The following is a 14627-nucleotide window of genomic DNA, read 5'->3' as shown; positions in this document are numbered from 1 at the left end:
TTGATTAAGTTAGATTAGGTGAGTAGTTTTATTTCGATAAGATCAGTTAATATTAATAGAAATAAACACGCTCTTAAGCAACTTTAAACATAATCAACCTTCTCAACTGGCCTCGGCCAGTTTTTCCGTTTCCAGCAGGTTGAGTAAGGCTTTCTCAGCAATATTAAGTTCGGCGGCTTTTACATCTTCGCGTTCATCAAGCTGGCTGATGTATTTAAAAATGGTTCCCTCCTCATAACTTTTAATAACCGTTGGGTGCACGTAGTACTTTTTACAAACAGTACGCGTGTTCCCAAGGTTTATGGCTACCTCGTCCAAAACACTCACTATCTTCTTTTTACACTCTGTAACACTGTCAAATTCTCCTGCCTCTTTAAAAGCGTACAATGCGCTTACACTACCTGCCCAGGTACGGAAGTCTTTAGCTGTGAAATCCTCTCCGGTAATTTCACGCAGATAGCTATTAATATCACCCGAGCCTACACTGCACCTTGTACCATCCTCGTTATAATATTGAAAAAGCTCTTTCCCGGGGATATCACGGCATTGCTTTACCAAACGTGCCAGCTTACGGCTTTGCAGCGATACTTTGTGAAACACTCCTTTCTTGCCTTTAAACTCAAACCGGAGATTGGATCCGTCAACCTTCACGTGCCTGTTTTGCAACGTCGTTAAGCCAAATGATCCATAAAGCTTTTTGTACGATTCATTCCCAACCCTGATACTGGTAAGCTCCATTAACCTCACTACCAGTGCAACTACTTTTTCATGGCCAAGGTTATGCCTTGCCAAATCTTTATCTACCTGCTTGCGAATTGCCGGCAAATGCGCTGCGAAAGTCTGCATCCGGTGATATTTGGATTGGTTCCGGATCTGGTTCCAATGAGCATGATACCGGTATTGCTTGCGCCCGGCAGCATCCGTACCCGTAAATTGTAAGTGGCCGTTTTCGTAGGGCGAGATCCAAACGTTAGTATATGCCGGCGGGATCACCAGCTTGTTGAACCTGGTTAACAATTCTTTGTCTTTTACTAAATTACTATCTGCATCATAATAACTCCAGCCTTTGCCCGACTTTTTACGGGTATACCCCGGCGATGAGTCGGATACATAACGTAGGCCAACTGCCTTGGCAGTGATCTTTGGGTCGCGGCCAATTTTTTCGAGCTTTTTGAGAAGACGGTTCATGTGGAGATAACATGCGGAGGGGATATTAAGTTTTAATTAGGAATTTATCTTATAGAGATATTTTAGATTATTGCCTTAAGTCTCTTTAATGAAAAAAGGGATGCCCGACGGGCATCCCTTTTTTCATTAATATATAATTATGTCATTGCGAGGTACGAAGCAATCGCATGCGATACAGGGCGGCTGTACAGAGCGGCTCGGTTTCCGTGCGATTGCCACGCTGCGCTCGCAATGACACGTGGAAGTGGGCTTTCCTTGGAAAACCTTACTTCAACACTGAAACCGCTTTATTAGCTTCACCAACACCCCAAACGGTGCCAGGCTTATCGCCCATAGTAATTACCAGTTCGCCGCCCTGCATCACATCGGTGTGTTTGATATAAGTTTTGGTATAATCAGCGCCATTAAGCGTCATAGCCTGGATATACTTGTTTTTAGGGCCGTTATTTTTAACCACTACATGGAACTTCTTATTTCCCTGCAATTGCAATGTAGCCTCGTTAACTACCGGGCTGCCGAACACGTACAGGCCATTGGCCGGATTAACCGGGTAAAAACCAACAGCAGATAACACATACCAGGCCGACATCTGCCCTACATCCTCATTGCCGATAATACCATCCGGCTTATCGGTATAAAAGTCATCAAGGATAAATCTTACTTTTTCGGCTGTTTTCCATGGCTTGCCCGAGTAAGCATAATAATAACTCATTGGGTGGCTTGGCTCGTTGCCATGTGCATACTGGCCGATCAAACCTGACACATCAGGCGATTTAAATTTGCCCATATCACCTTGCGCAATAAACAATGAATCAAGCTTGGTATTGAACTTATCAACGCCGCCCAGCATATCAATCAAACCTTCTACATCCTGCGGAACAAGGAAAGTGTACTGCCAGCCGTTGCCCTCGGTAAAGTCGCCGGTTTCGTGGATAGAGATGAATGGGCTATACGGTGTACGCCATGCATCCTGCGATAAACGGCCGCGCATAAAGCCAGCCTTTGCGTCATAATAGTTTTTGTAGTAGGCACCGCGTTTACTGAAGTAAGCGTAGTCTTCGGTTTTGCCTAATTTTTTGGCTACCTGCGCCAGGCTCCAGTCGTCTATGGCATATTCAAGGCCCATTGAAACCGATTCGCGGCTGCTATCGGCAGGGATATAGCCGTATTTTTTAACGTATTTGATACCGCGATCGTCACCCATTGCTGTGGTTTTCATGGCCTCGTATGCTAAATTAGCATCAAAACCCTTATATCCTTTTAACAAAGCATCTGCAACAACAGGTACCGCGCTGTAACCCACCATACAATTGGTTTCATTAGCCATCAAATGCCAAACGGGTAAACTACCTTGTTGCTGATAAATAGCCAGCATAGAGTTGATCATATCATTCACATGCTCAGGGTGGATAATGGTTGACAGCGGATTGTTTGAACGGTAAGTATCCCACAATGAAAACGTGGTTACGTTATTGAAACCTTCGTTTTTGTGTACTTTTTTATCTGTTCCCCAGTATTCGCCATTCACATCGTTAAAAATAGACGGCGCTATCATAGTATGATAAAAAGCAGTATAAAACTTCTTCATCTGTGATAATGAATCGGCCTTGATCACAATTTTCTGAAACTGTTTGTTCCAGGCAGCATCAGCATCGGCAACCACTTTATTGAAATCCCATCCTGGTATCTCAGTTTCGATATTAAGCAGGGCATTCTTCGCGCTCACCGGTGAGATACCAACTTTAGCATAAACAACTTCGCCTTTGGTAGTAGCAAAGGTGATAACACCTTTTACTTTTACACCTTTAAGCTCGGTACCTTTTGCGCTGGCGGTACTGTCATAAACATTGAATGTTTTAATAGGCTTTGAAAACACCGCTGTAAAATAAATACGTTGATCATTTGCCCAGCCTTTTGAAAAACGATAACCACAAATGGTATTTTGATCTACCTGTTTAATATAGGTTTCCATTGGCCTGTCCCAGCCAATACCTTCCTGCAAATCAATCAGGATGTGGGCATCCTTTGATGCAGGGAAAGTATACTTATGCATCCCAACACGGGCGCTCGCAGTAAGCTCAACACCGATATCGTATTTTTTAAGCTTTACTTTGTAATAGCCCGGCTTTACAACCTCATCCTTGTGACTGAACAACGATACATAACCGCCTTTTAAATTTTTGTTGCTGCCTTTGTATACGTTGATTGACCCGGTTGTAGGCATAAAAGAAATATCGCCCAGATCACCAATACCGGTACCGCTTAAATGCGTATGCTGAAAACCGATAATGGTAGAATCGGAAATATGATAGCCCGAACACCAGTCCCAACCCTCAGAAATATTGGTTGGGCCTAACTGCACTGCTCCAAACGGAACACTGGCACCCACAAAAACGTGCCCATGAAAACCGGTGCCAATATATGGGTCGACATATTGTGTTAAACCGCCAGCCTTTTTCATGGGCTGCGATTGGTGCCTTTGTGCCTGGGCGCTTAAATTAACCAGGGCCAGTAAACCGGCCAAAACGAGTTGTTTTTTCATTCTTTATTTAAATGATGTATTGAGGTTTATATTGCTGTCAAAGTAAACCTCAATACTTAATAGATTATTAATAAACGCTTAATTCGGCTACGGTAATACCATTGCCTGCAATTACGTGCGTGGCTTCAAATTTAAAATAACGTGCGCTAAATGCCTGCTTTAAAGCTACAGGTTGCTCAATTGGGTTCGATTTGATATTAGAGAACTCGCCAGATGCCACCTTTTCCCAGGTTTTGCCATCATTGCTGACGTAGAAAATGTAGCTATCAACAATGCCTTCAGATTGTTTATCCTGCCTTGGCAAATAACCAAATGCTTTTATCTTTTGTTCCTTACCCAAATCAACGCTGATTTGCTGCGGGAATTGCGCATCTTCTTTTTTAAGGGTACTGTAAAGACTACCTGTATTTTCGTCGAAAGCATTTTCTGCACGCCCCCAGCCATCATTAGCTGCAGTGGCATCCAGCACTTTCCAATCGGTTTTAGCAAAGCCAAATGATGCGTAAGCACTTTCACTTTGTTGATTTTTACCTTCAAAACTCCGGGCTTTTACTACTCCGCCCTCATTAAGCGCAAACGGCTTAGTATAAACCGACGAACTCGATGTTGGCTCGTGCCCGTCAAGCGTATAGCGGATAGCGCTTACAGGAGCTTCGGTAATAATGCTTACTTCGCCTTTTTTATTGCGTGATACTTTTGGTGCAGTTAAATGCACCGGCTCTTTATAAATCCCGAAATCGCTCAAAGCAATAGCCACCGGCGACACAGTAACCCTCAGTTTCAGTTTACTTGCAGTGATATTTTGAGTTAAACGGATCAGCCTGTTACCGCCAATACTGGTAGCTTCCCCTATTTGCTCCCATTTGCCATTTAAATAAGCATCTACGGCAACTGCTTCAATACGCTGACCAAGCTTAATATTTTCGCGCAGACGGATCACGTTAAACGTTTTTGGCGAATGCAGATCGATAGTTAATTCGGGAGTAGTTACTTTATCATCAGTAGCCCAATAGCTGTAGCGGTTATCATCCAACAAAAACTGCGGACCAAATTTGGCTTTGTTACCGCCACGCACATTACTTGCCGTTAGTGTTGCCCCTTTTGCCAAATTAACAGCAAAGGTTTGCTTAAGCAAGTTGCCGAACTCGGTTAATGATTTAACATCAATCTCGTTAATAATACCACGCGGATCAGGAGATAAACCCAAATCAAGCGCCGCGCCACGGCCTACGCTTTTGTAATACAGATCGAGCAAGGTATAAGGCGATTTTACACCTTCATCCTGCGCTTTGTGATAAAACCATCCCGGACGCAATGACACATCGCATTCGGCCGGCATCCAATACTTACCGTTACGGGTGCCTTCGGTGCCTTCATAATCCTTTACATAACCATTAGCAGGGATCTTGCCTTCATCAGGAGCGTGAGGAGTGTAAGTGGCCCAGCATGTTTCACCTGCATGGCCTTCCTCATTACCTACCCAACGCACATCCGGGCCAACATCGCCAAATAAAACAGCATTCGGTTGCAATTTGCGTGTAATGCCCCAGGTAGTATCCCATCCATAATAAGTTGAACGGTCAATTTTTCTTACTTCACGTTTGCCGCCGTAATAGCCATCACCGCCATTAGCGCCATCGTGCCATGAAATAAACAACGGACCGTAATTGGTATACAATTCTTTCAGTTGCTCACGGTAGATCTTTACATATTCGGCCGTGCCGTAATTAGGGTTGTTCCTGTCCCATGGTGAGCAGTAAACACCTAGTTTCATGCCTAACTTATCGCAAGCTTCACGATATTCTTTCAGCATATCGCCCTTGCCGTTTTTATATGGGCTTTTGGTGATATTGTGCTCGGTAGTTTTGGTTGGCCAGATGCAGAAACCATCGTGGTGTTTGGCTACCACAACCACACCTTTAAAACCACCGGCTTTTGCAGCAGCAACTATCTGCATGGCGCTGAACTGCGATGGGTTAAAAATCTTCGGATCTTCATCGCCAAATCCCCACTCCTTGTTGGTATAAGTATCAACGCCGTAATGGATAATGCAATACATCCCAGTTTCCTGCCAGTTAAGCTGCCCTTGTGTAGGCAATACGCCATAAGGCTTAGGAGCAGTTTGGCCGAAACTATTTAAACCGGCTGTAAGTAACAATAAGGCAATGCCTGTAAACTTCTTCATAATTGGTATTAGGTTATTAGTTTTTGAACCATGATGACGGCACATCCTGAGGGGCCGAGCCATTAACACTGTATTTCAGCAGCAACTTAAAGCCGCCGCCGCCTTCAATAAAATCAAGCTTAAACGGATGCGCACCCATTTTTAGCGCAACCTGTCCGCTCCGTTCCTGCGCCGAGTGATTACCATCGTTATCAACAACAGTTTTATCGCCAATGTACAGCACACCGCCATCATCGCAGGTTAAGTAAAAGCTGTAAATACCATCGGTTGGCACATCGATATAGCCTTTGTAAGTGATACCAAATGACGGAGCTTTAACCGTAGCAGGTACTTCTATTTTATCAGTACTAAACGTGCTGTCAACCTTTGCATTTTGCATTAATGCAGTCTTTTTAAAGAAAGCCTTGTAATAAGTAGCTGCGAGTCCGGGTTTAGGCGGGGCAATTTTTACCGGGCCCAGCATTTGCTGTTGTGTGTAGTTCAAATTATAAACATCGCCACGTGTCCCGGTTGGTGTAAACGCTGCAACCCTTACCAACTCTGATTTAGAGATAGTTAATGGCGATGGCAATACCGGCGATTGGGTATCAGGCAAAGTACCATCGGTAGTATAACGGATAGTAAGGCTTGGCAATGGAGACGCAATGCTTAGCTTGCCTTCGTTAGTGAAAACATACTGATTAAGCAGGTTAGGAAGATCAGGCAGACGATAGTTGATCTTCATCGCGTCCATCCTTTTATATTGTTGAGTTAAACGTTCCAGGTATGAATCGTATTCACTTTCCTTGTGCGTCCACAGCATTTCAGACAATGCGGTTAACCGCGGCATATACATATAATCGGCGCGTTTTTCTGAAGGAATCATTTCTGACCAGAGATTGGCCTGCGCACCAATGATTGATTTTGCTTCTTCGGCGTTCAATACTTTTGGCACAGGGTTAAAATGATATACCTTACTAACAGAATACTGGTCGGGCTGGTTATCAAAGTAAAGCGGTTCGCCGGGTGTCATGATCACGGTATTGCCATTCTTAACAGCTTTAACCGGGGCATCAGGCACCCAGGTACGCCAGTACATAATAATAGCTGTTGGACTGATGCCGCCTTCAATTACCTCGTCCCAACCAATTAGCTTGCGGCCTTTAGAGTTGAAAAACTTCTCCATGCGGTTAATGAAATAACTGTGCAATGCGGCCAGATCTTTAAGTCCCTCTTTGGCCATCAAAGCTTTACAGGCGTCTGATTTGCCCCAATTGGTACGATCAACTTCATCGCCGCCAATGTGGATATATTTAGACGGGAAGATCTGCATAATCTCGGTAAATACATTTTCGGCAAACTCAAAGGTACTTTCATTACACGGGCAGATTGGTTTGGTGAACAGCTCGCCCCATTTATTTTCACCATCGCAGGTTAAAAACGGATATGAGTTAATGGCCGCCATCATATGCCCCGGCATATCAATTTCCGGAACAATGTCGATATGACGGGCTGCGGCATAAGCCACTACGCCTTTCATTTCATCCTGCGTGTAAAAACCACCGTATAATGTTTTGCCATTTTTTTGAATGATGTGCTCCTTATCGATCACAAAATCCGGATTATCCTTAGCCTTTTTCATGCAGGCCGAGTCCTGATTGTTGAAGGTGCGCCATGCACCGGCTTCGGTAAGCAGGGGATATTTTTTTATTTCGATACGCCAGCCCTGATCATCGGTTAAATGCAGGTGAAGCTTGTTCATCTTGTACAAAGCCATCCTGTCGATAAATTTTTTCAGGTAGCTTACCGAAAAGAAATGCCTCGATACATCCAGGTGCATACCACGCCACTCGTAAACAGGCGCGTCTTCAATAGCTACAACGGGTAAAGACAATTGCTTTTGCACAACGCCCGCTTCAATGCCAACAGGCAATAACTGACGGATAGTTTCTACCGCGTGAAACACACCGGCAGGGTCTTTTGCGCGAATAACAATCTGCTCCTTAGTAACGCTCATGCGGTACGCTTCGGGAGTGGTTATACTTGCGTCATAAACAAGGTTAATAGCATGAGCTTTCTTTACCTTACTTACTTCAATAGGCTTACCTAAGCCTTTACGCAGCAGGTCTTTCAAGGCATAAGCCTCAGTATTAAAAGCATTGGAAGTTACTATGCCGGTTTTAGATGTTATAGTAAATGAACCTTCACCCGCCGTTAATTGAGCCGGGTAAGGGATCAGAGGAAATTTTGCTGCTGTTTCCTGGGCGTTAACAGCACCGGTACAAATAAGCGCTAATGCCGCTACTGACAAATATTTTGAAATGATCTTCATTGTTTCTGTTTGTTATTTGTCGATAGATATGGTTCTTTCTGTTACGTTCCAGCCACCGATAGTTACTGCAAGGTTTTTATCGGCACCAGGGTTATGGTCGATAACAACTTTTTTAGTTTGGCCCGGCAATACGGTTACATAGTTATCGCTATAAAAAGCCGGAAGGATGCGTTGTTTGGTATCAGCATTAACTAATGATAAACGGTTGAAGAATGCCAAGGCACCATTACCTTCGTTAGTGAGCGTTACCTCAACCTTGCCGTTCTTTAAATATTTAGCTGTTGCACCTAAATCACCTTTAGGCATTTTCTGTAAACCGGAGAAATCACCATTGGCATCAGGCAGCCAGTAAATGTTTTCGTCGATCACTTCGTTATCTGATTTAAGCAATTGCAGGCAAAGGAAAATGCCTTTGTCTTTTGCTTCTCTCTCGATCTCTCTTTTCAGTGATAAATAGCGTTTAGTGGTAGTTGGTGTTACATCGGCAAAAACCTTTGTTAACACTTTCTCCTTGCCATCCATATCATAAGTTTTGGCTACCAGCAGCATATTGCTATGCGTTTTAAAGGTATTGTTGGCTACCATCACCATACCATCTGTTTGGTTGTACATGATGTGTAAAGGTTCACTACCGTTATGTAAGCCGTACAAACAAGCGTTAGGATCAAGGTAATAATCATACATCTGGCCTCGCATCGCTGTCCACGGGTTTTGAGTTTTCCAGATGATGGTACCTGTATACCAATCCCACATGTGTGAGCTAAAACCTTCCATCAAAGCACGGTATTGATCATAATTTACCAACTGTGCTTTGGTTGCAAAATCTTCAACATTTTTGGCTTTTCCGTATTTATCAACAAAACCGTCGTAGCCAATATATTTATGATATTCCCAAACCGGGTCTGTTTTAGTTTTGCCGGTAGAGGCATCAAATTCAGGCACAATCATATTTTCGGCAGGGATAAAACGCTTTAACGATTCATAATCGCTAACCCCAACCGAACCTACTTCCGAATTGAACGGATAAGTTTGATGATCCCAGAAAGTTGTAAGGCTTTGGATGCCGTAAGGGCCATCGCCATTGCCGCCCTGTACATTGCGCGACATTTCTTCGGAGTTTGAATAAGGGATAAACCAACGGGTATTATCCAGTTTTGGCATAATGGTATCGCGCATGGCTGCAAAAATATCTTCGGGCGGGGTGATCTCATTACCACCACACCAGATTGCCAGCGACGGGAAGTTACGTACCAGTTTAACTTGATCGGCAACTGATTTTAAATAAAGGTCATGATCATCCGGATATTTGCGGCGGGTCCATTGGTCATCAGCTTTCATTGGATCGATCCAACGGCCGTTGCAGTCGCCCGATCCCCACATATCCTGAAAAACCAGCATACCGTATTTATCACAAGCTTCATAAAATTCTGGGCGTTCAATCAGTGCGCCACCCCAAACCCGGATCAGGTTCAGGTTCATATCACGGTGAAAACGAACCTCGGCATCATAACGGGCATCACTAAAACGCAGCATCTGATCGGAGATGATCCAGTTACCACCTTTAATAAAGATCTTTTGACCATTTATGTTAACCTGGCGGCTTTCGGTTTTGTTGTTCCACTCGGTAGTGATCTGGCGTACGCCGACTTCAATACTTTTTTGATCGGATACCTTGCCACCTGCTACAAACTGTAAATTAAGCTTATACAAATTTTGCGGACCGTAGCCATTTGGCCACCAAAGCTTAGGATTTTTAAGGCTGTAATCGGTCAGTTTAACTTCCTGTTTTGAATTGGCTTTTAGTGTAACAGGCTGTGACACCAGCTTGCCATCTAAATTATATTGTAAAGTACCGCTCACCGCTGCACCTGTAGCGTTTTCAACCTCGGCAGATACCTGTATAATAGCAGGCTGCTGTGCACCTTCTGGCTTGCGAACACCCGGAACCAGCGTAACCACATGCGGATCTTTGATAGCCACAGCGCCGGTATGCTCAATGGTCACTTTATCCCAGATACCGGTATTGCGGTCGCGAATGGGTTGGATCCAGTCCCACCCTGCTGTGTATTGGATACCTACACCGCGGGCAATGGTTCCGTCACCACCCTGACCGCCGTTGGGGTTACCAACAACATCCGGCGGATAAACAACCACCGCTAAACGGTTGTTGCCATTTTTGTTCAGCCATTTAGTAATGTTATAGCTCTGGCGCAAAAACATACCTTTATGTAATTTGCTGTTAAGCTTATGCCCGTTAAGGAATACATCGCAACTATAATTTACACCACGAAAGTTAAGATAGGTTTGATTACTACCAGTTGGCGCAGCCTCTTTAAAATCTTTGGCAAACCAATAAGTGTAATAATCGCGGCCTACTTTATAGATATCAGGGATCTTTTCATTGTTCATCCCGTAAAATGGATCCGGAACCTGTTTATTAGCCACTTGCGTTGTAAGCACAGTTCCCGGCACCACAGCAGGGTTCCATGCAGCCAGATCATAATTAGTTTGAGAAATAATTGTGCCATTATCTTTAACACTATTCATTGAGGTGCATTTCCAGCCACTGTTAAGTTCATAACTGGTTTGCGCCTCTGCGTTTTGATAAACGCCTGAAGCAAGCACGGATAACACTAATGAAAATTTAAACAATGCAGATCTGCCTGCAGAACGGGTTGTTGTCATTTATTTAGATTGGATGAATGTCAAAATTAAAAACTGCCAAATCATTTTAGCTGTAACAACTTGGCTATATGATGTGGGATTTTGTCGGTATAATTGTCATTCAGACGAGTATGCAGAGGCGTGGATACGGAACGAAGGAAATCTTATACACTCTTCAAAGTTTGCTTATTGCTTATATAAGATTTCTCCTCACTCCTATTGCTCAACCCCGCCTGTTCGTCGAAATGACATGATATTTTGGCTACGTAATTAATAAACTATTTTAAAACCGGCCGCTTCATTTAGCCCGCTGGCCTGTTGCAATTTTGCCGGGATACTGATATCGATACCATCAGCTACCTGTTTCCACTTAAGGCTTTGGGTACTGCCAAGAAGGGTTACTTTCTTCACCTTTTTTATATCTTTTAATTTTACAGATACGGTAGCAGGCAAAACTACTTTTTCCTGATCGCTTAAGGCAAATGCGTAAATGGTGTTGCTGCTTTTGGCTTTTGTATAGTATATATTACCTGTTGAATATGGTGCAACTGACTGGCTGGCATAAATACCTTCGCCATTGATCTTCATCCATTGGCTAATACCTTGCAGGCGTTCATAGGCAACCGGATCCCAATCACCATCAGGGCCGGGACCAATATTCATGAGCAGGTTACCACCGCGCGATACGATCTTCACCAACAACTGAACTATTTGCTGTACCGATTTATAATGATCGCCGGGAACATAGCTCCATGAGTTACCCATGGTTATGCAACTTTCCCAGGGATGATCAAGCGGTACTTCGGGTACTTCCTGCTCCGGAGTAGTGTAATTTTCATATTTGCCGGCTACAGTACGGTCAACCACTATTAATCCTGGTTGTTTTTGCCTGCCCATAGCGGCTATCTTCGGCATATCGATATCCTGGTCAAATTTGATTCCGCGCTGCCATTCTACAGTGGTATCAACACTGCTTTTAGGGCGTACCCATCCTCCGTCGAGCCATAAAATATCAACTTTACCATAATCGCTCATCAACTCGCTTATCTGGTTATAGGTAAAATCTTTAAACTTTTGCCAGCGCTCAGGATATTTTTTAGGGTCGTAGTTTACATTACGATCTTTTGGCGGGAAATATGGCCACCAGTAATTTTCGGTATGCCAGTCGGGCTTTGAAAAGTAAGCCCCTATCATAAAGTTATCTTTACGGAAAGCATTGAAGATTTCTTTAGTTACGTTGCTCCTTGGATTGCTTGAAAAAGGTGTTTTACTGCTTGTGATCTTATAATCGGTTTCTTTGGTATCAAACATGCAAAAACCATCGTGATGCTTGGTAGTAAAAATTACATATTTCATACCGGCATTTTTAGCAGCCTTCACCCATTTCTCGGGATTGAATTTGGTTGGGTTAAAAGTGGTTTGCAAATTTTCATAAGCAGCTTTATAACCATTATAAGTTGCACCATACGGGCTGCGTCGTTGTGTCCAGCCCTCATCTTCCGGACAAATGCTCCAGCTTTCAACTACCCCCCACTGGCTGTAGGTACCCCAATGCATAAACAAACCAAACTTAAGATCCTGCCAATTTGCAATTTTTTGCTCAACTGCAGGGTCGCCTGCAGGAACATATTGCTTTGACATATTGTGCTGTTGCCCAAAGGTTTTGTAACAGCTTAAAACCAAAAGAAATGCTGTAAATAATCGTTTCATCAAGCTTTTATTTTATAAATTACTGACAATTTTATATAGTGTATTGCCTACACACTTTTTAAAATTTTTTAAAAAACATCGCAACTTACATCATAAAATTTTATTTTTCGATATTAATATGTTATTATTGTTACACCATTATTAAGTTTTAAATTTAGTTGATTAATTAAAAAATCTTCGGTTTGAGAGACAGAAAAGTTGATACGCTGAAATTATGGAAACTCATTTGCAATAATGACGATGAGAATGCCTTTGAGCTGTTTTTCCATATTCTTAACAACTCGCTCATTAAATTTTGTGTACTATACGTACATCAACGGGAGATTGCCGAAGAAATAGTTTCGGATGTATTTGTAAAGTGTTGGATTAACCGTAAAAACCTCACCGAAATCCAAAACCCCGAAACCTACCTGTTTGTAGCGGTAAAAAACCAATCGCTAAACCATATTAAAAAATTCTCGACCATTCATCTTGTACAAATTGAAGAAACCAACTCGGTTGAATTTGTGAATACCTATAACCCGCAAAGGGAAATAGAAAACAAAGAGCTGATTTTCAGAATGGACCAGGCCATAGCCGGTTTACCGCAACAATGCCGCATAGTTTTCAGACTGATAAAAGAAGATGGCATGAAGTACAAAGAAGTAGCCGAAATTCTTAATATTTCGCCCCGCACCGTGCAAACTCAGTTATTCAGAGCAATTAAAAAGCTTAGTGTCGTTTTGACACAATACAATAAACATAACGATATCCAACCTAAACCAAACGCTGTCAACATTTTAGGCTCTGTAATTGTGATTTTACAATTATTTTTTTTACACTTGTAAGTAATTTACCTAAATAAGTTGTCCTATCAATAAAAAGGATGCAATTATAAGATGGGCAATGATAAATTTATAGAGCTGGTAGGCAAAAAACTGTCAAATGAAATCAGCTCTGATGAAAATACCGAACTTCAGCGTTGCTTAGCTAATGATGCTTCCCTTCGTGAACAATACGAGGCTATTTCTGCCTATTGGAAACATAGCGATACCGTATACGCCGATAATGCCCTTGCCTTTCAAAAAATAAAATCAAAAATTAAAGCACAAGAGGTTACTGAACCTTCAACCATCATTTCTTCTGCAAAAAAAGGTATTATATATTATCTATGGCGGGCTGCCGCTGCAGTTGTTTTAATAGGAGGCTGCTCCTACCTTTTTTATTCAAAAATGAGTATTTCGGGCAGGGAAATTGCAAACGCAGCTCCCAGCGCCTGGCAAAACAAAAGCACTTTCGTTCGTGAAAAATCCACTATTGTATTAGTCGATGGTACGCGCATTACGCTTAATTCAAAAAGTTCATTAAGATACCCAACAAACTTTACCGGCAAAACCCGTGAAGTTTATTTAAGCGGCGAGGCCTTTTTTGATGTACATAAGGACCATGAACATCCGTTTATTATTCATACCGAAAAAATGAACATTAAGGTACTGGGCACTGCTTTCAACGTTAAATCATATCCCAATGAACCATCAAGTGAAACAACCCTGATCAGAGGGGCTATTGAAGTTACACTTGATGACCGCCCATCTGACAGGATCATTTTAAAACCAAGCGAAAAACTGATTGTTAAAAAAGGATCGTTTACTACTGTTCATAAAAAACAGGACAAACTTTCACCCGCTACCGACAGCAGTGAGGGTCCGCAATATGTTTTAACAAGCTTTACCCGCCTTCACCAGGATGACAGCGCCGTTTTAGAAACTTCATGGACTCAAAATAAACTCATTTTCAGAGATGAAAACTTTGCCGATCTCGCCATGCGTATGGAACGTTGGTATGGTGTTGAAATCAAGTTTAAAAATGATGACATGAAAAAGTACCGTTTTACTGGCACTTATGAAAAAGAAACCATTACCCAGGCGCTTGATGCATTACGCATTACCGAAGATTTCCACTATAAGGTAAAAAACTCGGCCATTTATATTTATTAACTGCCGATTTTCTTTCGATAGCTTTACAATATTCATAATTGTTACACATCA

Annotated in this window: 8 protein-coding genes; 2 read left to right on the top strand and 6 right to left on the bottom strand. The window is 42.6% G+C overall.

What is annotated here, in order from left to right:
• Positions 1-102: 102 nt before the first annotated feature.
• The 6 genes from AC59JO_RS19045 to AC59JO_RS19020 form a co-directional block, all read right to left on the bottom strand.
• Positions 103-1188, bottom strand: coding sequence for a DNA topoisomerase IB (locus AC59JO_RS19045; protein ID WP_497307208.1), 1086 nt, complete (start codon positions 1186-1188; stop codon positions 103-105).
• A gap of 265 nt (positions 1189-1453) precedes the next feature.
• Positions 1454-3730 (bottom strand): GH92 family glycosyl hydrolase, encoded by a 2277-nt coding sequence (locus AC59JO_RS19040; protein WP_497307206.1) that lies wholly within the window; start codon positions 3728-3730, stop codon positions 1454-1456.
• A 67-nt stretch (positions 3731-3797) separates the two neighbouring features.
• Entirely contained in the window at positions 3798-5915 is a 2118-nt protein-coding gene (locus AC59JO_RS19035) for an alpha-L-fucosidase (RefSeq protein WP_497307204.1), read from the bottom strand.
• 16 nt (positions 5916-5931) lie between these two features.
• Entirely contained in the window at positions 5932-8226 is a 2295-nt protein-coding gene (locus AC59JO_RS19030; RefSeq protein ID WP_497307202.1) for a family 20 glycosylhydrolase, read from the bottom strand.
• 12 nt (positions 8227-8238) lie between these two features.
• Entirely contained in the window at positions 8239-10911 is a 2673-nt protein-coding gene (locus tag AC59JO_RS19025) for a glycoside hydrolase family 2 protein (protein WP_413667470.1), read from the bottom strand.
• Between the two features lie 249 nt (positions 10912-11160).
• Positions 11161-12531 (bottom strand): alpha-L-fucosidase, encoded by a 1371-nt coding sequence (locus tag AC59JO_RS19020; RefSeq protein ID WP_497307200.1) that lies wholly within the window; start codon positions 12529-12531, stop codon positions 11161-11163.
• A gap of 251 nt (positions 12532-12782) precedes the next feature.
• On the opposite strand from AC59JO_RS19020, the gene AC59JO_RS19015 reads away from it, so the two are divergent.
• The gene (locus tag AC59JO_RS19015) at positions 12783-13427 is read left to right on the top strand and encodes an RNA polymerase sigma-70 factor (protein WP_413667468.1); all 645 of its coding nucleotides are present in this window, start codon (positions 12783-12785) and stop codon (positions 13425-13427) included.
• A 51-nt stretch (positions 13428-13478) separates the two neighbouring features.
• Positions 13479-14576, top strand: coding sequence for a FecR family protein (locus AC59JO_RS19010; protein WP_413667467.1), 1098 nt, complete (start codon positions 13479-13481; stop codon positions 14574-14576).
• The last annotated feature ends 51 nt before the right edge of the window (positions 14577-14627 follow it).

Source organism: Mucilaginibacter sp. A5337 (genome assembly GCF_059690695.1).
This window is presented reverse-complemented; position numbering and strand designations above follow the sequence as displayed.